Origin of the sequence: Arthrobacter sp. TS-15 (genome assembly GCF_006964045.1) — a bacterium.
In the GTDB taxonomy this organism is placed as follows: Bacteria; Actinomycetota; Actinomycetes; order Actinomycetales; family Micrococcaceae; genus Arthrobacter.
Genome location: NZ_SDXQ01000006.1, coordinates 192,997 through 213,582, shown reverse-complemented (window position 1 = coordinate 213,582; position 20,586 = coordinate 192,997). Strand labels below are relative to the sequence as shown.

Here is a 20,586-nt window from a genome sequence, read left to right as displayed (position 1 = left end):
TCAGGAAGTCCCGGTGGCGGGATTATCCTCCCCAATGGTGACGTCCAGTGACGCCGAACCGGCGCTGAAGTGCACCACGGTACCTACTACGTTGTGGGCGGCGGAGGTGGTTGCCTCACTGGGTTTTGAGGTCCCTCTGGCCGAACCCGGTGTCGACTCCACGGCGGGGGATGGGCTGCAGCTGACTAGTGCCAACGCCACCAGCAGCAGTATTCCGGCGGTGGGGTGCTTCATGACTGGGAACCTTCCTTCCGGTCCTTGAGCATCAATAGCGTAAGTGGGACGAAGTAGAGCGCGGCGATTCCTGTTCCCACCAGCACGGGGCCTGTGGCACCAAGTGCGGATTCCAAGGCGTAACCGGCCATCCACGATCCCACGGCTGTGCCGAGGTTGAACGCTGAGGTGCTGAGAGCTGAAGCCAGCGTGGGTGCGTGCCCCGCGTAACCTACGGCTTTGCCGATCAGAATCGGATTGGTGGCCATGCCGAAGAGCCCCAGCAGGAAGATCAGGACCACTGTCACCACGGCGTTATGGGAGAGGAAGGAAAGGGCACCCAACACCAGGAAGGTCATACCTGCCGCGACGAACAGCGCCGGATAGGGGCGGTGAGAGCCGAAATGACCTCCCAGATTGGAGCCAATGAAGGCTCCCACACCGTACGCCACCAGAACCAGCGGCACCACCGAGGCGGCCATTCCGGTGTTCTCAGTAAGCAGTGGCGAAATGAAGCTGTAGGCAGCCAGGGACGAGCCGCAAACGATCGCGCAGCCGGCCAGGACAAGCCAAACCCTCACATCGCGCATGCTGGCGAGCTCAGCGCGAACGGACGGTATGGGCCCGGATTCCGGCCCCACCGGGACTAGCCGGTACACCACAACAGCCCCCGCCAGCGCAAGAAGTGCCAGACCCCAGAAAGGGCCTCGCCAGCCAATCACCTGACCTGCGAAAGCGCCCAGCGGTACGCCAACAACATTTGCCAGCATCCCACCGCCCAACACCACGCCCAACGCCCGGGATGCCGACGCCGCACCTGCGGCTTTTGCACCTACGACGGCGGCTACCGCCCAGAAAGCGCCCGTCGCCAAAGCCGTGAGGAAACGTGCGCCAAGAATGAGTGTGAAGTCAGACGTGAGCGCCACCACGACGTGGCCAGCCGCAAAGACCAGCAGTGCAAGGCTTAGCGTCAGGCGTCGTGGCAGCTTAAGCGTAAGGATTGACATGGTGGGCGTTCCAACGATCATGCCTACGGCGAAGACCGTGATCATGAGGCCGGCGTTGGCTACGGACACCCCAAGGTCGCCCGCAATCTCAGGCAGGATCCCCGCCACAATGAACTCGGTGGTTCCCATCAGGAACACACCCGCAGCCAGAACGTAGGTCACCAGTGGCAGACGCCGGGTCTTGACGGTGGAAATGGTGGTGGTCATGACTTCAGAACATCAGGTCTACGGGGTGTTAGGGAGTCCCGCTTAAGGGAGGTCCTCTGAGGGACTCCCTCGGTGAGCTGCCCCAACTGGGGCGCCCGGGCGATCAACGACGTTATATTGTCGGTGCCTGCTGACATGGTTAGTTCATGGAGCGGATTGGGGAAAGTCGAGTGGCGGCAGGGATGTCTCGTGCCCTTGTTCCTATCTCCCCTGCGAACGTTCAGCACGCGGCTCCGTCCAGCACCGTCAGTGGTGATTTGATCGAACAGTTGCGGGTGTTGGAGGAGATGAAGTCGGCGATCACCGCGTTGCAGGCGCGGGTTGCTGTGGCTTTTGATCTTGCCCAGCGCGCCGAGCAGGCCGAAGCTGGTGTTCCTGCGTCCGAGCGTGGTCAGGGGGTGGGTGCTCAGGTGGCGTTGGCGAGGCGGGAGTCCCCGAACCGCGGGTCCAGGTTGCTTGGCTTTGCAAAGGCGTTGGTGGTGGAGATGCCCCACACTTTGGCTGCGTTGCGGGCCGGGCTCTTGAATGAATGGCGGGCCACTCTCCTTGTGAAGGAAACTGCGTGTTTGTCTGTTGAGGACCGGACTGCGGTGGACGAGGAGTTGGCTGCGGACACCGGAACCTTTGATGGCAAGGGCGACAAAGCGATCATTGCGGCGGTGAAGGCTGCTGCGTATCGGCGTGATCCGCGGTCGGTGGTGGGTCGTGCCAGTCGTGCCGCTGCTGAGCGGACGGTGAGTTTGCGTCCGGCGCCGGATACCATGACGTATTTGACGGCGCTGTTGCCGGTCGCCCAGGGCGTGGCTGTCTATGCCGCGTTGACCCGGGCCGCTGACTCGGCCCGTTCCAGCGGTCATGGTGCGTCTGGCGGGGTTGTCCCGACCCGTGGCCAGGTCATGGCCGACACTCTGGTTGAACGCGTCACCGGGGCACCGGGCGGGTTTTCGGGGATCAACCTGGACCTTGTCATGACCGAGCGGACGCTTTTCCAAGGTGATAGTGAACCGGCCCGGCTGAAGGGGTACGGAGTCGTCCCGGCTGAATGGGGACGGGAACTGCTCGGATTGGGACCGGCAGCCGGCCCCGGGCCGGCGAACCCGGACCAGGAGCTTGATGTCTGGCTTCGCCGGCTCTACACAGCACCGGGCACAGGGGAACTCCTCGCCACGGACTCCAAGGCCCGGCTTTTTACCGGCCGTCTCAGACGATTCATCGAAACCCGTGACGACACCTGTCGGACGCCGTATTGTGATGCGCCCATCCGGCATATTGACCATGTGGTTTCCTGGCAGTCCGGCGGAAAAACGAACCTCACCAACGGCGCAGGACTGTGCGAAGCCTGCAACCACACTAAAGAAAACCCCGGCTGGACCACCCGGGTAGTACAGGCCGACGCGCACACCCTTGAAATCAGCACCCCCACAGGCCACACGTACCAATCCAAGGCCCCACCCCTGCCAGGGCACCACCCCGCCAGAACGTAGGGAGCTTATTCCTCCGTGAAATCCCCGGCATCCCTGCGGAAGGTGCCCAGGACGCGGATAAGGTGATCGACGTCGTCGGGCCCAAAGCCGGACTTGCCGAAAACCTCGGCGTTAAGCGCCGCCGTCGCTTTCTTCGCCAAGGTGCGGCCCTCTGCGGTGAGCTCGATCAGGGTGGTGCGGCCGTCTGTTGGGTGCGGGGAACGAGCCACCAAGGCGGCTTTTTCCAAGCGGTCCACGGCGTTGGTTACCGACGTGGGATGGACCTGCAGCAGCGCGCTGGCCTTGTTCATGGGAAGTGCGCCGCTGCGGGCGAAACTCAGCAGCGCCAGCAGTTCGTAGCGCGCGAACGTCAGCCCGAACGGTTTCAGAACTGTTTCGATGCGCGCGAGCAGAATCTGTTGCGTGCGCATGATCGCAGTGATGGCGGCCATGGGCGCGGCGACATCGCCCCAGCCATGCCGTTCCCAGTTGCGCTGGGCGTCGGCGATGGGGTCGCGGGGGAGAGGGGTGCCCATGGGCCTCCTTCGGTTACATGATCGGCCTAGTGTCCCGGGTGGCTAGTCTCTCAGATTCGGAAACTCTTCCTCCGTGTATTCCACGCCCAATCCGGAGGGCAGCGGGCCGTCGCCGTGCCGGGCGACCTCGGTTCCGCGCAGTTCCACGCGCCTGATTTTGCCGGAAATCGTCTTGGGAAGTTCGCCGAATTCCAGCCGCCGGATCCGTTTGAACGGCGCGAGGTGCTCCCGGCAATAGCGAAGAATGTCCTCGGCCACCGCCGGTCCGGCTTCATAGCCCGCGGCCAACACGACGAACGCCTTGGGCACAGACAGCTTCACGGCATCAGGCGAAGGAACGACGGCGGCTTCGGCCACTGCGGGGTGTTCGATCAGGACGCTTTCGAGTTCGAAGGGAGACAAACGGTAGTCGGAGGACTTGAAAACGTCGTCATCCCGCCCCACATAGGTGATGACGCCGTCGGCATCCCGGCTGGCCATATCGCCCGTGTGATAGTAACCATCCCGGAATGCTTCGGCCGTCTTGGCTTCGTCTCCGAAATAGCTCTTCATGAGCCCCACGGGCCGGGGGTCCAAGCGCAAGCAGAGTTCGCCGTCGTCGGCTTCCTCCCCGGTGACCGGGTCCACCAGGACGACGTCGTATCCGGGGAGCGGCCGTCCCATGGAACCGATTTTGACCGGCTGCGTAGGCGTGTTGGCGATCTGGACCGTTGACTCGGTCTGACCGAATCCGTCGCGGATGGTGACGCCCCAGGCCTTTTCCACCTGGCCGATCACTTCCGCGTTGAGTGGCTCACCGGCAGAGACCACCTTAAGCGGAGGGTGAGTGAGCTGGGTGAGGTCGGCTTGGATGAGCATGCGCCAAACGGTGGGCGGGGCACAGAAACTTGAGACGCCTTCTTTGCCCATCTGGTTCATGAGGGCGGCGGCGTCGAAGCGCTGGTAGTTGTAGATGAAGACGGTGGCCTCGGCGATCCACGGTGTGAAGACGTTGGACCAAGCGTGCTTCGCCCAGCCGGGAGAGGCGACGTTCAGGTGGACGTCGCCAGGCTCCAGCCCAATCCAGTACATGGTGGACAGGTGACCCACCGGATAGGACGTGTGCGTGTGTTCCACCAGCTTGGCGCGCGAGGTGGTTCCGGAGGTGAAGTAGAGGAGTAATGTGTCATCAGCGAGGGTGGGGGCGTCGGGCGTAAATTCCGTGCCGGCGTCGTATGAGTCTGCGTACTGTCTTGCCTCGGCGGTGGTTCTCTCGGACCCGACCTCGATCAGCGTGTAGCCGCCCTCGACGTCGGCGAACTTGCCGATGTTTGCGCTCCCGACCGCCACCCAGGTGGCACCGCCGCGCTCCACCCGGTCCTGAAGATCGCGGGCGCCCATGAGGGTGGTGGTGGGGATCATGACAATGCCCAGCTTGATGCCTGCCAGCATGAGTTCCCACAGCTCAACCTGGTTGCCGAGCATGATGATCATGTGGTCGCCGCGTTTGACGCCTTGGTCGCGCAGCCAGCTGGCGAGTTGGGAGGAGCGCTGCGAGAGGTCCTTGAACGTGCGGCGCGTGGAGCTGCCGTCCTGTTCCACGATCACCAGCGCGGGCTTGTTGCCTCTGGTCTCGTCTGCCGCGATCTGGTCGAACCAGTCGAGGGCGAAGTTAAATTCCTCAAAGCGTGGCCACTGGAACTCGGCGTGAGCCAGTTTGTAGTCTTCGCGCAGTTCCAGCAGCCTGTCCCGGGCCGCACGGAAGTCGTCTGTGACTGTCATAGTCCACCTTTCGCTTTCGGGTTCCCTGGCACCTTCGCCGAAGCATCCCGCCTAGTGATCCACATCACCTTGCAATATACTAGGACATCCAAGGGTTTGGAAGAGCCTATGCGGGACATGACGAAGGGGTCTAATGCTCGACGAAAAAGCTGCCGGCACCGTTACCAACGGTGCGGCATCAGAACGCATCCTGCCTCCTTACCCGGAGGCGGACTTGATGCATGTTATTGACCTGCTCCCCCCGGAGGAGCGTGCCCGGTACTTGGAGATCAGGGAGTTCCTGCAGGCGCGGATCCGGGCTGCGAGCATCGACTACTGGAACCGGGAGGAATTCCCGTTCGGGCTGCTGGCGGACATGGCTAAGTTCGGGCTGGGCGGGCTTCAAACCGACGGTTCCTCAAAGCTGTTCAAGGGCCTCATGTACACCGAGGTGGCCCGCGCGGACGTGTCTCTTTCAGCGCTGGTGGGGATCCACAACGAGCTCATTGTCGGCATGATTGATGAGCTAGGTTCCCCCGAGCAGAAGCGCAAGTGGTTGCCCGGGCTTGAGGCTTTCACCCAGCTGGGCGCTTTCGCGCTCACCGAACCGGACCACGGCTCGGACATCGCCGGAGGGCTCTCGACGACGGCGCGGCGCGACGGCGGCGAATGGGTCATCAGCGGTGCCAAGCGCTGGATAGGGGCAGGGACGATTGCCGACTTCGCCTTGGTTTGGGCTCGTGATGAATCCGACGGGCACATCAAGGGTTTCATCGTGGAGACCGACCGCCCCGGGTATGCGGCCACCAAGATTTCGAACAAGATCGGCCTGCGCATCATGCAGAATGCGGACATCGTGTTGGACGAGGTCCGCATTCCTTCGGAGAACCTCCTGCCCGGCGCCACTGAGTTCTCCCGCGCCAATGATCTCTTGCGCGATTCCCGTGCCTGGGTGGGATGGCAGGCCGCGGGGATCCAATTGGCAGCCTTTGACATAGCCCGTTCCTACGCGTTGCAGCGCAAACAATTCGGCAAGGAACTGGCACGCTTCCAGCTTGTCCAGCAGCAGCTTGCCGACATTCTGGGCAATGCCAACGCTTCGCTGTCCATGATGGTGGAGCTAGCCCGGATCCAGCAGGCCGGGAAACTCGAAATGGTGCAGGCCGCCATGTGCAAGGCCACCACTACCCGGCTGGCTCGCTCGTCCGTGGCGATGGGCCGTTCCTTGCTGGGCGGGAACGGAATCACCACGGACTACGAGATGGGCAAGCTCTTTGGCGACGCCGAAATCCTCTACACCTACGAGGGCAGCTACGAGATCAACTCCATGATCGTGGCCCGCGCGGTGACGGGGAGGTCGGCGTTCGTTTAGGGATCCGCCGGCGGTGCTTTCTCACCCACTGGGCAGATCCTATTGGTGTTACAATATGTAACATGAAAGCGCCTGATCGGGAGTCGGGGCCGCGTGCTTATCGGATGAACGCAAGGCAGGAAGCCGTTGCCGCAACCCGTGAGCGGATACTGTCCGCCGCCTACGAGCTGTGGCTGGAGAGTCCTTACGACCAGGTTTCCATTGATGCCGTCTCCAAAACTGCGGGAGTGTCCAGGCAGACTGTCATCCGCCACTTCGGAACCAAGGACGAACTCGCGTTCGCCGTAGCCGACTGGCAGAAACCCGGTGAGGACGCACTCCGCGAAGCTACGCCCGGAGATGCTGACGGAGCAATCGCCAAGCTTCTGGACCGCTACGAGACCATGGGCAACGCCAACATTCGCATGCTTGAACTCGAAGGTCGAGTGCCTGCGATCGACCACTTGCTCACTATCTCCCGGGCAGGTCACCGTGAGTGGATCGAACGCACGCTGATCCCCGGCGTGACCGGCGATGAAAGGCTGGTCCTGGCGCTCTATGCTGCCACCGACGTCACCCTCTGGAAGCTTCTGCGCCGCGACCTCGGGCAGTCCCGGGCAGAGACTGAAGCAACGATCCTCCGGCTGGTCCACGGAGTGTTGGGTGGGAGTCCGGAGAAACGTTCATCCGAAAGTTCAGCCGGAAAGGATTAGGAACATGAGCCGCTACCTGTTCGCTATCTGGGACGGGGGAGGAGCCGTGGCGCCGGAGCTCGGAGTTGCCAGGCGACTCATTGAGAATGGCCATCAGGTAAGGGTCCTGGCCGACCCAACCCTGCGCGCCCAGGTGGCCACGGTGGGAGCCACGTTCAGTCCATGGGTTCGGGCTCCCCATCGCACTTCAAACGATCCGTCCGGGGACGTGGTGAAGGATTGGGAGGTGCGGACGCCCTTCGAAGGACTGCGAAGAATGCGTGACAGGCTCATTGGCGGACCCGCGGAGCTGGTGGCGAGCGAGACGGCCGAGCAGATTGGCGACTATTCACCAGACGCGCTCATGGCGGACTACTTCATGCTTGGCGCTATGATCGCGGCGCAAGGAGCCGGGCTGCCAGTAGCCGCTGTGATGCCCAATATCTGGGCGCTCCCCGTGCGCGGCGTTCCGCCGATCGCCGCCGGTTTCCCCTTGGCGCAGGGCGTTCCCGGACGTGTCCGCGACGCCATGCTCATCGCCCTCGTAAACCGGGTTTTCGCCAAGGGATTGCCGGCCCTCAACCAGGTGCGCGACCGCCACGGGCTGCGGCCCCTGCGGTCCTTTTATGATCAGGTTTTGGGTGTCGACCGTATTTTTGTGCTCTCCAGTTCCACCTTTGATTACGCATCGCCGTTTGTGCCGGCGAATGTGAGCTACGCCGGGCCGGTGCTCGACGAACCTCAGTGGGCAGTGCCATGGGTCCCGCCCTGGTCAGAGGATGACGCTCGGCCCCTGATTCTTGTGGGCCTCAGTTCGACGTTCCAGAACCAGGGAGACTTGCTGCAACGCATTATCGATGCCCTCTCCACCATGCCTGTACGTGCGGTGGTGACCACCGGACCGATGATCGACCCTGATGCGCTGACAGCAAACAGCAACGTGAGCGTGGTGCGTGCGGTGCCCCACGGACCCATCATGGAAAAAGCTGCCTTGGTGGTGACGCACTGCGGGCACGGCACTGCCCTGAAAGCCCTTGCCGCTGGCGTGCCCATGGTCTGCCTGCCCATGGGACGGGACCAAGACGACACAGCAGCCAGGATCGTCCACCACGGTGCCGGCGTACGGCTGGCTCCCAACGCGTCGGCGGAGAAAATCCGGCGTGCAGTGGCGGAAGTGCTGGAACGGGACAGCTACCGGCTCGCGGCTGCCCAACTTTCCTCGTCCATTACTGCCGAGCTTGCGTCCAGCCGGCTGGTGGAAGAACTTGGGTCCCTGGCAAGCAAGCCGAACCAGCCACGCCAGCGCTCCTAGGAGTTTCACCAAGCGCAGGAGCCAACGCCGGCCTCCTCATTGCACGCGAGTCAAGATGCGTGGTCCAGCCGCCGCATGCTCGGCCAGAACTCCGGTGTGGTGCCTGATGCGGAGACGGTAGAGCAGGGTTCCGCCGATGATCACCGCGGCAACGAACATGACGCCGCCCCATTGCAGATACCACTCAAACGGCGGCACTGAGTTGTAGATCTCCGGTCGAGGCCAGACCAGGTTCAGCGTCATGGCGCCACCCCACAGCACGGCCAGGATGTTGACGGGGAGACCCCATTTGCCGAGGCTGAATCCCGGTTCTGTCTCGTCGTCCTTCAGGGGCCACTTTTTCAGGAACCTTTGCCGCAGCATGGGCACGGTCACCAGGAGGTAGGACAGATAGATCAGGACGATGCTAATGCTGGACAGAATGGTGAAGATGGCTGGCTGGGAGATGTTGACGATCAGGGGAATCACTGCCACTACACCGATGACGATTGCAGCCACCGTGGGGGTTTTGCGGGTGGGATGCACCTTGCTGAGCTGACGGCTGAAGGGAAGGTTGTTGTCCCTGGCCATGGCAAACATCATCCGGATAGCTGCCGCGTGCACGGCCAGCGTGCAGACCACAACAGCTACCACGATGCACGCCAGGAACGCCTTGCCGAAGGGGCCACCCAGCACTGACAGCACAATGTACTGCAGCCCGCCATCGGCCGCTCCAAGCTTGGGATCGGAAAGATCGGGGGCCGCCAGGATTCCGCCCAGCAGGAGCAAACCTCCCAGGAGGAAGGATGCCGTGACAGCGCGGAGAATGGCGCGGGGTGCGGTTTTCTTGGGGTCCTTGGTTTCTTCACCCAAGGAACTGGCGGTGTCGAATCCGTACATGACATAACCGGAAGCCATGGCGGCGATGAGGAATACTCCGAAGAAGCCCATCGGATGTTCTTGGCCGAATCCAGCGGTATCGAGGAGGACTTCAGGTCCCCGCACCGAGTGCCACATGAGCGCCGCAATGAGCAGAACAGCGGCAACCAGTTCCACAAAAACGCCCACACTATTGATCATGGTCATGAGCTTTACGCCGAAGGCATTGATGAGCGTGGAAATGCCGATCATGATGCTAGCCAGGATGACTCCGTTGACCGCAAAGTCGTAGGGGCCGGTGCCATCGCCCACCAGCTGGAAGCCACTCCAAATCTGCGGCAACGTGATTTGGAGGGCCAAGGCAACAGATCCCAACGCCATGATGGAGGAGAGCAGTAGTAACCAGCCCGCCAACCAGGCCCACGTTCCCGTGGAAAGCCTTTTGGCCCAGTTATAAACCGATCCGGCCACAGGGTATCGTCCGGCCAGTTCCGCAAAACACAGGGCTACCATGAGCTGGCCTACGAAAACAATGGGCCACGACCACGCGTAGGCGGGTCCCGCCGTCGAAAATCCGAAGTAAAACAGTTGGAAAACGCCGGTGAGGATGGAGATGTAACTGACGCCGGCGGCGAAGCTGGCAAACTTTCCGATGCTGCGGTCAAGGGTTTGGGCGTAGCCAAACTCGTCCATACCGCTTGCATCGCTCTTGCAGGGTCCTATTTTGCTGGGTTCTAACATTCGAACTCCTAATTCAGACATGCATGAATGGTGATAGCCCGCGGCCGCCATTGGACGCAGTGGATATCAAAAGCCGGGCACCACGGTGTGCGTACGGCCGTTTCCCCCATTTTTTGTTGCGTTGGTCTAAAAGCAGGCGCCTTCTTAGGCGTGGGACAAGCTAAAGCCGGCTTCCGCCGTCGTGGTTTCCTCCGTCCGGTGGGCACTGAGGCGGGCCTTGATGAGATCGGCGCAGCGCTCGCCGATCATCATCACGGTGATGTTGGGGTTTACGGTGACGTGTTCCGGCATGACGGAGGCGTCTGCCACGCGCAGGCCGGTGACGCCCTTGACGCGCAGTTCAGGATCAAGGGGCGACATCTCGTCGTCCGCAGGCCCCATGCGGACGGTGCCAACGGGGTGGTAGACGGTGTTGTGTGTTTTGCGGATGTAGTCCTGCAGCTCCTCGTCGCTCTGGGCCTCGATGCCGGGGGAGAGTTCCCGCCCGGTCCACTCGGCCATGGCTGGTTGAGCCGCGATTTCCCGGGCCTTGCGGATGCCTGCCACCATGACGCGCATGTCGTGCCCCTCGGGATCGGTGAAGTAGCGGGGGTCCACCATGGGTTTGTCGCGGAAGTCCCGGCTGCGCAGGCGAACCGTCCCGCGGGAACGGGCGTGGGTGACGTTCGGAGTCAGGCTGAAGCCGTTCTCCGTGGTGGGGTAGCCGTAGCGCAGGGTGTTCATGTCGAAGGGCACGGAGCCGTAATGCATCATGAGGTCCGGCCGGTCCAGGCCCTCTTCAGTGGGGGTGAAGATGCCGATTTCCCACCACTGGGTGGACGTCTGCACCATGGGCTGCCTGGCCTCGAACTGCACCACGCCTTCCGGGTGGTCCTGCAGGTGCTCGCCCACACCGGGGGAATCCACCAGAACCTCGATGCCATGCTGCTTGAGGTGCGCGGCCGGACCGATGCCGGAGAGCATAAGGAGCTTGGGGGAATCAATGGCGCCGGTGGACAGAATGACTTCGCGATGCGCGTTCAGCCTGTGCGTCCGGCCGAAGGCCGAGTCCACAACATCGACGCCGGTGCAGCGCTTGTCCGCGTCGAACACCAGTTGCCGGGCCCGCAAGCCGGTCAGCAGCGTGAAGTTTTCGCGATCGATGATGGGGTGGATGTAGGAGACGGAACTCGAAGATCGTGTCCCGTCCGAGCGGCGGTTGATCTGGAAGAAATTGGCGCCGTTGACCACAGTGGTGCCGTCATTGAACTTCGCCCGGGGGATACCGGTCTGTTCGCAAGCATCCAGGAGCGCGACGCCCGCTGGATCTGCCGGGGGCACGTTCATTAAGTGCACTGGGCCGTCGTGGCCGTGGTGGGGAGCGTCCGGACCCGCGTCCTCGTTGCTTTCCAGGCGCTGGTACAAAGGCCAGGCGGCAGCAGCATTCCAGCCGGTGGCACCGTACTTTGACTCCCACTCGTCCAAGTCTTCGCGGGGAGCCCAGAAAGCGATACAGGAGTTGTGGCTGGAGCAGCCACCCATGACTTTGGCGCGGGCATGGCGCATGAAGGAATTGCCGTTTTCCTGCGGTTCAACCGGGTAGTCCCAGTCGTACCCCGATTCCAGCAACTCCATCCAGCGGTCCAGCTGCAAGATCTCGGGCAGGTTGCGGTCGTCCGGACCCGCCTCCACCAGGGCAACGGTGACGGCAGGGTCCTCGCTGAGCCGTGCAGCGACGGCAGCTCCGGCAGATCCTCCACCGATGACGACGTAATCGAACCCGCGCTCGCTGAGGTTCTGGATGTTGTCAACGTGCATCTATTTCTCCTTGCCGTGGTCTGCGAACCAGCCGGTGACCTGCGGGCTGGTGTTCTGGTAGATGTGCTTGGCTTCCTGGTATTCGCCCAGTCCCGTGGGGCCGAGTTCGCGGCCTACGCCGGACTGGCCGAAACCGCCCCACTCGGCCTGCGGAAGGTAGGGGTGGTAGTCGTTGATCCACACCGTGCCGTGGCGCAAACGGCCCGCAACCCGCTGGGCCTTTCCGGCATCCTGGGTCCAGACCGCGCCCGCCAGTCCGTAGATGGTGTCATTGGCGGTGGCTACGGCTTCGTCTTCCGTGCGGAACGTTTCCACTGTTACTACCGGGCCAAAAGCTTCGTCGATCACTACCGACATTCCCCTTTTGACGCGGTCCAGAACGGTGGGCTGGTAGTAGAAGCCGGCGTCGAACTTTTCGCCCTCAGGGGCGGCGCCGCCGCACCGCAGCCGCGCGCCCTCAGCCACGCCACGCTGAACGTAAGCGTCCACTTTCTCCCGGTGGGCAGCGGAAATCAGCGGCCCGGTTTCGGCGGACTCATCGAACGGGCCTCCGATGCGGATGCCCTGAGCCTTGCGGACCAGCTCGTCCACGAAGCGCTCGGCGATGGATTCCTCCACCACCAGCCGCGCACCGGCGGAGCAGACCTGGCCTGAGTGCACAAAAGCGCCGTTCAAGGCGTTGTCGACGGCGGCATCAAAGTCAGCGTCAGCGAACACGACGTTGGGGTTCTTGCCGCCGAGTTCCAATGCCACCTTTTTCACCGTGCCGGCTGCGGCCGCGGCGATGCGCTTGCCGGTTTCCAGGCCACCGGTGAAGGAAACCAAGTCAATGTCCGGGTGCTCAGAAAGTGGTGCGCCTGCCTGCGGGCCGGCGCCGGTCACCAGGTTTGCGACACCGTCCGGGAGACCCAGGTCCTGCAGCAACTGCATGGTCAGGATCGCGGTGGACGGGGTCAGCTCGGCAGGCTTCAGGACGAACGTGCAACCAGCCGCGAGTGCCGGCGCGATCTTCCAGGCTGCCTGCAGCAGCGGGTAGTTCCACGGCGTGATCAAGCCGCAGACGCCCACGGGCTCGTACACGATTTTGCTCACGACGGCGGGGTCCCCGGCGTCCACTACGCGGCCCGCCGACTGCCCGGCGAGCCTTCCGAAGTATTCGAAGCAGGCGGCGATGTCATCCATGTCGATGCGGCTTTCGATGATTCGCTTGCCGGTGTCCAGGGATTCGGCGCGGGCGAACTTTTCCCGGCGCTCGCGCAGTTCCGCGGCGACCTTGAGCAGGAAAGCGCCGCGCTCGGGAGCGGGGACGTTTGCCCACACGCCGGAATCGAAGGCTGCGCGGGCGGCGGAAATGGCTCGCTCGGCATCCTCGCGGCCGGCTTCGGAGACGGTGGCGACCAGTTCGCCGTCGGCCGGGTTGCGGATCTCGCGCACCGCGCCGGAAGAGGCCGGTTCCCACACGCCTTTGATGAAAAGTGTGGAGGCGGAATCGGAAAATGTGGCTTGGGTCATACGAGGCAGGCTAGTGCACTTTGAACATCTGTTCAAGGAAAAATGTGAACAAATGTTCAAAGTGGGCTTGTGTGTCGGCCGGATACTCTCACCCATCCCCGGTCCCGCCCGCTACGAACTCCTCACATGAAAAAGCTCGGACTCCGGACCAAAGGCCCCGAAACCATGGCAGCGCTGGCAGGCGTGGTGTCTGCCGCCGTCGTGTTGGCCGTAGCCGAGCTGATCGGCGCGTTCTTCACCGCCAGGGCAACCCCGGTGTTCGCGCTGGGATCCACCTTCATCGACTTCACGCCGTCATGGATGAAGGACTTTGCGATCGCCACGTTCGGCACGAACGACAAAGCCGCGCTGTTCGTAGGTATGGGCGTCACTATCGCCGTACTGGCCTGCGTTCTGGGCGTTGTGGCCTACAAGAAGTGGGCACTTGGCGTCCTGGGTGTGCTGTTCATGGGTGCCGTAATAGTGGCCAGCGTCCTGACCCGGGCCGGTGTGGGACCCGCCGACGCCATCCCCTCAATCGTGGGCACCATCGCCGGCCTCATCGTCCTGCGCCTCCTCATCAAACCGTTGTGGGGGTTGAAAGCGTGGCCGGAAGCCCCCGCCGACGTAGCAGCCGACGCCGACAGCCAGGTTGGAGGCGCCGGCACCAGCCGCCGTCGTTTCTTCGCTGCTGCCGGTATCACCGCGGTAGCTGCCGGAATCGCGGCGACCGGTGGGCGGCTGCTCGGAGCCGCGCGCAACAACATAGCTCAGGCCCGTGATGCTCTCACGCTGCCGTCGCCTTTGAAGGCAGCGCCCCCTGTTCCAGCCGGCGTCCAATCCCCGGTGGCAGGAGTCTCCTCATGGCTGACACCGAACAACGATTTCTACCGCATTGATACCGCCCTGAGCGTCCCGGAAATCAACGTCGAAGATTGGGTACTGCGGGTGCACGGAATGGTTGAGAAGGAAGTGACCCTCACCTTCCAGGACCTGCTCGACGCCGATCTCATCGAATCGCACGTGACCCTCACCTGCGTGTCCAACCCTGTGGGCGGAAAGCTTGCCGGAAACGCTAAGTGGCTGGGCATGCCCATCCGCGAAGTCCTGGCCATGGCCAAACCCAAAGAAGGCGCGGACATGGTGCTCTCAACATCCATTGACGGATTCAGTGCCTCCACTCCGCTGGAAGTCCTGCAGGACGACCGCGATGCCATGCTGGCCATCGGCATGAACGGGGAGCCCCTTCCCATCGAGCACGGCTACCCCGTACGGATGGTGGTTCCGGGACTCTACGGATTCGTCTCCGCCACCAAGTGGGTAGTGGACTTGGAAGTCACCCGCTTCGCGGACAGCAAGGCCTACTGGACGGAACGCGGCTGGTCAGAGCGCGGCCCCATCAAGACCATGGCACGTGTGGACGTGCCCGGGTCCTTCGCGAAATTGAAGGCAGGAAAGGTCGCGGTGGGTGGCACCGCATGGGCGCAGACCCGCGGAATCACCAAGGTGGAAGTACAGATCGACGACGGCGACTGGGTGGAAGCAACGCTTTCCACCGAAGCATCCACCATCACATGGCGCCAGTGGTCCTACGAATGGGATGCCACACCCGGCATGCACTACGTCAAGGCCCGCGCCACCGACGGCACCGGCGAAGTTCAGACAGACAAGCGCGCCGATCCCGTACCTGACGGGGCCTCGGGCTGGCAGTCGGTGGCAGTGACGGTGGAGTAACTGTTCAGCCTTGTTCGATCTCTCCCTCCGGCCGAGGCTGTTCCACACTGCCGTAAGTTGGACCGGAAACTGTGTAGCGTTTAGGGCGCCCTCAACGGGGAGTTTTGCGGGCGGGTCTTACGGGAATTCTGGTTCCGCAGAATGACGCGAGTTTTGCTTAGCGCTATATGGGGCTGCGTGGCGGCCGGTGGAGGACCGGCTATCGGGCACGACATGGGAGCCTTGAGGAATGGCTACCTTTGATCTCCTTCCGCTACAGGCCGGACAAGTGGAATTGCATGACGCACGACGAAAGCGCCGCTGGGTCGTCCATCTGGAACCATTCGAGATTGCTGCCGCCCCGGTCACCACGGCTCAATTTGCGCAGCTGATGGGTGATAGCGAAACGGGTTCCCAAACTCCTTTGGCAGACATTAATTGGTTGCAAGCCATCAATCTTTGCAATGCAGCTTCATTGAACGAAGGTCTTGCCCCTGCATACGTCTTCGAGGCAGGCCAGGTAACTTGGAGGACCGATGCTTCTGGGTACCGTCTGCCCACCGAAGCCGAATGGGAATATGCATGCCGCGCTGGCACAGTGGGTCCGCACTACGGACCCCTCTCTGCCATTGGATGGACAGCGAATGACAAGCTGGAGAACCCTGCAGAAGTGGGACTGAAACAACCCAATGCCTTCGGACTTCAGGACACCCTTGGAAACGTCTGGGAATGGTGCTGGGATTTGCTCGATCCTGCCCGCTACGGAGATTATCGTGTCTTCCGTGGGGGAGGTTTTGCTGACAAGCCGTGGAGCGTGCGCGCTTCGACTCGGCGCGGAGGTGCCCCTGGTATGAGCCACCCAGACCTAGGTTTGCGCATGGCTCGGGGTGTCTTCGAGAACTCACTGGCAGCTCAAGGTTGGTCAGCGGAGGCTGATTCTGAACGAGCCAAGATCACTGGCATGCTTCCGTCAGGGTGGACACCGCGGCGGCGCTAACTTCAACCACCGTAGGCCTGCCTGAATTCCCAATGATGAGTTGCCCCGGTAGAGGATCGGCATTTGGGCGCTCTGAATGTCAGCCCGGCGTGGCTAGACTGTCTAGCTCGACGGTTAGCTGTGGAGCGCAGCCGCGCAGAGAAGGAGCACAATGCCTATTGCCGGTGAGTGGGCAAGAATCCGATCGACGATCACATACCAGGGCTTTGTAACGATCAACCGTGATACCTACGAAGAGCCAAATGGGGCCGTGACTGACTGGGACGTTATTACGGGCCGTGATTCGGCGGCAACCCTCGCGTTCACGCCTTCAGCAAGCCACGTCGTCCTATTCGAACAGTTCCGTGTTGGACCAGAGAAGGCATTACTCGAGCTCCCCGGTGGATACCTCAACAACAACGAGCCGCCCACCGATGCAGCACTTCGAGAACTACGAGAAGAAACTGGATACCACTCAGAATCAGCTTTCTACGCCGGCTCAGAGTGGTGGGCTGCGAACTCATCAAGACGTAAGCATCTCGTCATCGCGGCCAACGCATCCAAGACATATGAAGCGACCTGGGACGAGTCCGAATCTGGACACGTGCGACTTCTTCCCGTTTCAGAACTCATTGACTTGCTAGTCAGCGGAGAACTTACCGACGCGGGACTTGCCTGCCGCGGTCTGACAGCCCTCGCCCGCAGTAATCCGGACACCGAAGTTCTCGCAGCCCTCCGTGACAGGGTCCGCCAACTTCTAGTCGCCTAGTAATACCTGAATTCTCAAAGCTCAGCGCGAGTCCTGGCTCGACTCGATCAGCGCCGGCGTATCGGCCCGGTCAAGGATCCCCATAGGAAAGACAATCGCAGTGCAGACGACTTCTGACATTCAGTGCAGTCAGCTTCTAAAAACGACAATTCGGATGGATGGGGGAGTGTCCCAGGGGAGGTGTCCCACTTCTAAGGTTGTGGGATACCTTTGTAGAACCGTGACGCTCGCTGGGGAGCCGGCTCGGACAGAGCGCTTGGCGATTGAATGACCCGGTTTTAGGGTGGGGTGTCCCATGAGTATCGGGCATAGACCTCGTCGCCTTGAGATTTTTCGAACATCGTCCGCGGGTAGGCGCCAGAGGCGGAGATCCAGAGTATGGAGTTGTCGGGCATGACTGCGTCTACGGTTCCTGTGTGAACTGTCTTTCCTGACCGCCGAATTTCGACGTATTGGCCATGAGCCCGCTGCCAGTCAGGTTGAGGGTGAAGCTCCATCAATGGATCACTTTCGTATTGCCGAACTACTGACTGTGTAGCTCGGGGAGGGGAGCGTTGCTATGTTTCCGGTTGCTGCTAGCAGCTGGCCTGTGTCGAGGTCGTACGTGGCGTCGTAGCCGTCGTGGCGCTGGACCCGGACCGTAGAAGTGAGCCGGTCTACGCGGAGCATTCCGTCGCGGTGGGTGAGGTCCTTGATGGCTGCACTCTCGCCGTGGCTGATAGGGCCGGCGGTGTCTTCAGTTGATCGCGGTGAAATCCCGGGCCGGCGTCGTGGCGTATCCATCTGTCTGTCCAGTCTGCGCGAATCAGGTGCCGCTACTTGGTCCGGGCGCAATCCGGGACGCACGAGCTGAGCTGTATCTGAACCGGCAGGGTCAGGCCTTCGAAGGAAGATCTGACCCTGCCAGCAGTGGTTTCCCTACGCGGTAACTAGCGGAGTCACGCCGTTTAGGAAGGCTTCTTTGATTGCTGCAGCGTCCAGGCCTTCAAGGCCGAGTATGTCCGCTGTCCGGCCTTCGGCTTCGAAGTCAGTTCCGCAGATGAGTCCGCTGATCTTGATGAAGGAGTCAGTCAGTGGGAGGGGGAGCCCGATTTGTTTTGCCAGCGAGCTCCAGATCACCAAACCGAAGGGGATGTCCTCAGTAAAGTACCGGTGGGTTAGGGAATCGGGTTCCGGGAATGCTTGACGTCCGTAGCCTTGAACAATTCGTTCCACATGGGATCCCTCGGTGACGCCGTAGGCGCTTTCGAGGAATTCCCAGAAGCTTGGCGTCTTTACCCCGAGAGCCTCCGCCAGGGCGAGCCGTTCTTGATCGAGCGCGTTGATGACCTCCGCGACGCGGGGGGTTACCAACGTGTGGTGGGGCCGGGAGTCTGCATCTTCGACGGTTTTGATGTTCAGCACTGCCGGGGGGACGTGGTAAATCGCGTTGCAGTTTCCAAGGCCCACTGACAAGGTATCGCTGCCGGCGATGTAGCGGTCGCCGAAGTAGTGGCTTAGGCGGTCGAGTGCGTCTTGGGAGGATGCGTGAGGGATGGTTGCCAGGTGAACAGCTTGCTTGATTGCACCGATGAAGACCTGCGCCGGGCCACGGAGGCGGCAGGTATATAGGCTTGTCGGGGTTTCGGCTATGAGGCATGGCGTTCGCTGTGCCAGGGCGAAGTGTCTGGCGAGTTCGACGGAGCTGCCCAGGACGCTGGGCTGGAACACCACCAGTTGTTCTGGTTCCAGCAACGCGGCGAGACGCTCTGACAGGTAGGCATGGGCGAACGCTGGCGCAGCGACGATGACGACGTCAGCGCCAACGATGGCATCGCCGAGGTCGGTTGTCAGCGTCGGTTTGTTTGCGTGACCTTCAACATCGCCTGAGAGATCGATTCCGTTGTTGGCAATGATTGCCTCGAAATCCTTCTCCCAGCGTGAGAAGAGCCGGACGTCATGTCCTTGGAGAACCATGTGGCCGGTGATTGCTTGGCCGACGTTTCCTGCTCCAACAATTGCGATACTTCCCATTTGGGTATGTTTCCTTCGTTTATGAGGTACGCGAAACGAGCTATTCCGCGCAGGTACAAGGGGCCGCTGCTTTAGCGGACAGGGACGCCGGGTCCGAGAGGGATTCCGAGGGCGTACCAGAGGACAAAGAACGCGGTCCAGACCACGAGGACTCCGACGGCCAGCGGAATGGTGAAGGAGAGCATGGTTCCAATGCCTGCGCCCTTCCGGAATTGCTGGACGAAGCCGAGGGCCAGCACGAAGTATCCGTTCAGCGGCGTGACGCAGTTTGTGACGGAGTCGCCGATCATAAAGGCCACCATCGAGGCTTCGGGCTTGAGCCCGACGTACATCACCATGGGGATGATCACTGGGGCCAGGATTGACCACATTGCCGAGCCGCTGGTGATGAGCATGTTCAGGACACTGATGGCCAGCACGATCACCAGCAGGATGACCAGGTGCGGTGCTTCGAGGGACTTAAGCGTCTGGGCGCCGTTGACGCTGATGACCGAACCGATGTTTGTCCATGCGAAATAGGCCAGGAATTGAGCCACGACAAAGAAGAGCACGAGCACGGGTGCAAGATTGCGGATTCCCTCGGCCATAGCCACGGGGACCTCGCTGAGTTTAGGGATTGAGCCTGTGATCCGCCCGTAGACGATGCCAAGGACGGCGAAGATGATGCAAAGGAAAATGGCGATGTTCTTTACGACGACGGAAGTCACGAGGTCGCCGCCTTCACCAAGGAACGGTGAGCCCGGCAACAGCATCACCGAGATGAGCGCCACGCACAACAGGAAGGTCACAGCGGATACCGTGAGCGCCTTCGCTTCTATTGGGGCAAGCTTCACTGCACTGTTGGCGTTGGCTGAGGTGTTGAAGAGTTTGTCGGCCTTCTCGAAATCAGCTTCGAGGGTGGATGAACCGAACTCTGGGCGGCGCGCCAGGAGCTTGTCCACGATGAAAGCGATGGCAACGGCCAGAACTACCGAAGACGCAGCCGTGAAGAAGTATGTTGCCACCGGGGTGATGACGTAGTCCTTGTCGACAAGGCGGGCTGCCGCGGTCGACAACGAGGACCGAATGGCATCAGCTGGTGTCACCAGGGGGCTCGCATTGAAGCCAACGGCAGTTGCAGCGTAAGCGACCATGAGGCCCAGGACAGGGCTACGGCCTACCGCACGGAAGGCCAGTGCGCCGAGGGGGATCATGACGAGGTAGGCGGAGTCGCTCATGACGTGGGCGATCATTGAGCTGAAAGCAATGGAGAAGGTCAGCACTGAGGCCGGCAACCGCCCAATGGTGACCCGGAGTAGAGCTGTCAGAAGCCCGCTGCGTTCCAGGACGGCAACGCCGAGCAGAACGACGACAACAGTCGCCAGTGGCGGGAACGTGGCGTAGTTGGTCAGCGCGGACTCAACAGCGAATTTGGCCCCTTCCATGGAGAAGAGGTTCTTGACGGCGACTGTCTCGTTCTTGCCTGGCAGGGTGACAGTGACGTTCAGGCCAGCGAGTATCGCGCTCACCGCACCGAGAATCACTATCAGAATGACAAAGAGCCAAAACGGGTGGGGGAGCTTGTTGCCGGCACGCTCTATGGCGCTGAGAGCCCGATAGAGACGGTTTGTAGGGACATCGATTGTCGTATCGACAGGAGCTTGTGTCATCGCTCAAAGCCTTGTCTGGTTCAGGTGGATCATATGGAAATGGGGGAGTTGGGGTGGA

The 20,586-nt window shown here is 61.7% G+C and carries 17 protein-coding genes; 7 read left to right on the top strand and 10 right to left on the bottom strand.

The genetic code is table 11. From position 1 onward, the window contains the following. Together EU811_RS24040 and EU811_RS02210 are read right to left on the bottom strand one after the other, a co-directional pair. Complete coding sequence (locus EU811_RS24040; protein ID WP_238703267.1) at nucleotides 1-234, bottom strand: hypothetical protein; 234 nt, start codon at nucleotides 232-234, stop codon at nucleotides 1-3. Next, nucleotides 231-1,427, bottom strand: a complete 1,197-nt coding sequence (locus EU811_RS02210; RefSeq protein WP_142936881.1) for an MFS transporter — start codon at nucleotides 1,425-1,427, stop codon at nucleotides 231-233. The genes EU811_RS24040 and EU811_RS02210 overlap by 4 nt, the downstream gene beginning before the upstream one ends. Before the next feature lie 182 nt (nucleotides 1,428-1,609). Between EU811_RS02210 and EU811_RS02205 the strand changes: the two genes are divergently transcribed. Beyond that, entirely contained in the window at nucleotides 1,610-2,911 is a 1,302-nt protein-coding gene (locus EU811_RS02205) for an HNH endonuclease (RefSeq protein ID WP_238703266.1), read from the top strand. A gap of 5 nt (nucleotides 2,912-2,916) precedes the next feature. Here the strand turns inward: EU811_RS02205 and EU811_RS02200 are convergent, their stop codons facing one another. After that, nucleotides 2,917-3,426 carry a MarR family winged helix-turn-helix transcriptional regulator gene (locus tag EU811_RS02200; protein ID WP_024819327.1) on the bottom strand — a complete coding sequence of 170 codons (510 nt, stop codon included), beginning with the start codon at nucleotides 3,424-3,426 and terminating at the stop codon, nucleotides 2,917-2,919. 42 nt (nucleotides 3,427-3,468) lie between these two features. Next, complete coding sequence (locus EU811_RS02195; protein ID WP_142936879.1) at nucleotides 3,469-5,187, bottom strand: AMP-binding protein; 1,719 nt, start codon at nucleotides 5,185-5,187, stop codon at nucleotides 3,469-3,471. Nucleotides 5,188-5,320: 133 nt separating this feature from the next. Between EU811_RS02195 and EU811_RS02190 the strand changes: the two genes are divergently transcribed. The 3 genes from EU811_RS02190 to EU811_RS02180 all read left to right on the top strand — a co-directional run bounded on the left by EU811_RS02190 (nucleotide 5,321) and on the right by EU811_RS02180 (nucleotide 8,521). Beyond that, the gene (locus EU811_RS02190; RefSeq protein WP_142936878.1) at nucleotides 5,321-6,538 is read left to right on the top strand and encodes an acyl-CoA dehydrogenase family protein; all 1,218 of its coding nucleotides are present in this window, start codon (nucleotides 5,321-5,323) and stop codon (nucleotides 6,536-6,538) included. A 62-nt stretch (nucleotides 6,539-6,600) separates the two neighbouring features. Next, nucleotides 6,601-7,230: a TetR/AcrR family transcriptional regulator gene (locus EU811_RS02185; RefSeq protein WP_142936877.1), complete on the top strand. Its 630-nt coding sequence runs from the start codon at nucleotides 6,601-6,603 to the stop codon at nucleotides 7,228-7,230. 4 nt (nucleotides 7,231-7,234) lie between these two features. Continuing rightward, nucleotides 7,235-8,521 carry a glycosyltransferase gene (locus tag EU811_RS02180; protein WP_160147617.1) on the top strand — a complete coding sequence of 429 codons (1,287 nt, stop codon included), beginning with the start codon at nucleotides 7,235-7,237 and terminating at the stop codon, nucleotides 8,519-8,521. Nucleotides 8,522-8,557: 36 nt separating this feature from the next. Here EU811_RS02180 and EU811_RS02175 read toward each other — a convergent pair whose 3' ends face one another. The 3 genes from EU811_RS02175 to EU811_RS02165 all read right to left on the bottom strand — a co-directional run bounded on the left by EU811_RS02175 (nucleotide 8,558) and on the right by EU811_RS02165 (nucleotide 13,429). Then, nucleotides 8,558-10,120, bottom strand: a complete 1,563-nt coding sequence (locus EU811_RS02175; RefSeq protein WP_142936875.1) for an APC family permease — start codon at nucleotides 10,118-10,120, stop codon at nucleotides 8,558-8,560. Nucleotides 10,121-10,264: 144 nt separating this feature from the next. Further along, nucleotides 10,265-11,917 carry a GMC family oxidoreductase gene (locus EU811_RS02170; RefSeq protein ID WP_142936874.1) on the bottom strand — a complete coding sequence of 551 codons (1,653 nt, stop codon included), beginning with the start codon at nucleotides 11,915-11,917 and terminating at the stop codon, nucleotides 10,265-10,267. Beyond that, nucleotides 11,918-13,429, bottom strand: a complete 1,512-nt coding sequence (locus EU811_RS02165; protein WP_142936873.1) for an aldehyde dehydrogenase family protein — start codon at nucleotides 13,427-13,429, stop codon at nucleotides 11,918-11,920. It lies immediately after the preceding gene. 126 nt (nucleotides 13,430-13,555) lie between these two features. On the opposite strand from EU811_RS02165, the gene EU811_RS02160 reads away from it, so the two are divergent. The 3 genes from EU811_RS02160 (at nucleotide 13,556) to EU811_RS02150 (ending at nucleotide 16,866) form a co-directional block, all read left to right on the top strand. Then, nucleotides 13,556-15,142 carry a molybdopterin-dependent oxidoreductase gene (locus tag EU811_RS02160; RefSeq protein ID WP_238703265.1) on the top strand — a complete coding sequence of 529 codons (1,587 nt, stop codon included), beginning with the start codon at nucleotides 13,556-13,558 and terminating at the stop codon, nucleotides 15,140-15,142. A 229-nt stretch (nucleotides 15,143-15,371) separates the two neighbouring features. Further along, nucleotides 15,372-16,118, top strand: a complete 747-nt coding sequence (locus EU811_RS02155; protein WP_142936871.1) for a formylglycine-generating enzyme family protein — start codon at nucleotides 15,372-15,374, stop codon at nucleotides 16,116-16,118. A gap of 151 nt (nucleotides 16,119-16,269) precedes the next feature. Then, nucleotides 16,270-16,866 (top strand): NUDIX hydrolase, encoded by a 597-nt coding sequence (locus EU811_RS02150; protein WP_142936870.1) that lies wholly within the window; start codon nucleotides 16,270-16,272, stop codon nucleotides 16,864-16,866. Nucleotides 16,867-17,370: 504 nt separating this feature from the next. Here the strand turns inward: EU811_RS02150 and EU811_RS02145 are convergent. The 3 genes from EU811_RS02145 to EU811_RS02135 form a co-directional block, all read right to left on the bottom strand. Beyond that, nucleotides 17,371-17,649 (bottom strand): hypothetical protein, encoded by a 279-nt coding sequence (locus tag EU811_RS02145; RefSeq protein WP_142936869.1) that lies wholly within the window; start codon nucleotides 17,647-17,649, stop codon nucleotides 17,371-17,373. 135 nt (nucleotides 17,650-17,784) lie between these two features. Next, nucleotides 17,785-18,879, bottom strand: a complete 1,095-nt coding sequence (locus tag EU811_RS02140) for an NAD/NADP octopine/nopaline dehydrogenase family protein (RefSeq protein ID WP_142936868.1) — start codon at nucleotides 18,877-18,879, stop codon at nucleotides 17,785-17,787. 71 nt (nucleotides 18,880-18,950) lie between these two features. After that, nucleotides 18,951-20,528 carry an AbgT family transporter gene (locus tag EU811_RS02135; RefSeq protein ID WP_142936867.1) on the bottom strand — a complete coding sequence of 526 codons (1,578 nt, stop codon included), beginning with the start codon at nucleotides 20,526-20,528 and terminating at the stop codon, nucleotides 18,951-18,953. Nucleotides 20,529-20,586: the final 58 nt, after the last annotated feature.

What these genes read in the sequence shown, in the direction of transcription:
- EU811_RS02180 (WP_160147617.1), top strand. Translation starts at nt 7,235, where the DNA reads ATGAGCCGCTACCTGTTCGCTATCTGGGACGGGGGAGGAGCCGTGGCG.
- EU811_RS02155 (WP_142936871.1), top strand. Translation starts at nt 15,372, where the DNA reads ATGGCTACCTTTGATCTCCTTCCGCTACAGGCCGGACAAGTGGAATTG.
- EU811_RS02170 (WP_142936874.1), bottom strand. Translation starts at nt 11,917, where the DNA reads ATGCACGTTGACAACATCCAGAACCTCAGCGAGCGCGGGTTCGATTAC.
- EU811_RS02190 (WP_142936878.1), top strand. Translation starts at nt 5,321, where the DNA reads ATGCTCGACGAAAAAGCTGCCGGCACCGTTACCAACGGTGCGGCATCA.
- EU811_RS02150 (WP_142936870.1), top strand. Translation starts at nt 16,270, where the DNA reads ATGCCTATTGCCGGTGAGTGGGCAAGAATCCGATCGACGATCACATAC.
- EU811_RS02210 (WP_142936881.1), bottom strand. Translation starts at nt 1,427, where the DNA reads ATGACCACCACCATTTCCACCGTCAAGACCCGGCGTCTGCCACTGGTG.
- EU811_RS02135 (WP_142936867.1), bottom strand. Translation starts at nt 20,528, where the DNA reads ATGACACAAGCTCCTGTCGATACGACAATCGATGTCCCTACAAACCGT.
- EU811_RS02205 (WP_238703266.1), top strand. Translation starts at nt 1,610, where the DNA reads ATGTCTCGTGCCCTTGTTCCTATCTCCCCTGCGAACGTTCAGCACGCG.
- EU811_RS02175 (WP_142936875.1), bottom strand. Translation starts at nt 10,120, where the DNA reads ATGTTAGAACCCAGCAAAATAGGACCCTGCAAGAGCGATGCAAGCGGT.
- EU811_RS02200 (WP_024819327.1), bottom strand. Translation starts at nt 3,426, where the DNA reads ATGGGCACCCCTCTCCCCCGCGACCCCATCGCCGACGCCCAGCGCAAC.
- EU811_RS02185 (WP_142936877.1), top strand. Translation starts at nt 6,601, where the DNA reads ATGAAAGCGCCTGATCGGGAGTCGGGGCCGCGTGCTTATCGGATGAAC.
- EU811_RS02145 (WP_142936869.1), bottom strand. Translation starts at nt 17,649, where the DNA reads ATGGATACGCCACGACGCCGGCCCGGGATTTCACCGCGATCAACTGAA.
- EU811_RS02195 (WP_142936879.1), bottom strand. Translation starts at nt 5,187, where the DNA reads ATGACAGTCACAGACGACTTCCGTGCGGCCCGGGACAGGCTGCTGGAA.
- EU811_RS02160 (WP_238703265.1), top strand. Translation starts at nt 13,556, where the DNA reads ATGAAAAAGCTCGGACTCCGGACCAAAGGCCCCGAAACCATGGCAGCG.
- EU811_RS02165 (WP_142936873.1), bottom strand. Translation starts at nt 13,429, where the DNA reads ATGACCCAAGCCACATTTTCCGATTCCGCCTCCACACTTTTCATCAAA.
- EU811_RS02140 (WP_142936868.1), bottom strand. Translation starts at nt 18,879, where the DNA reads ATGGGAAGTATCGCAATTGTTGGAGCAGGAAACGTCGGCCAAGCAATC.
- EU811_RS24040 (WP_238703267.1), bottom strand. Translation starts at nt 234, where the DNA reads ATGAAGCACCCCACCGCCGGAATACTGCTGCTGGTGGCGTTGGCACTA.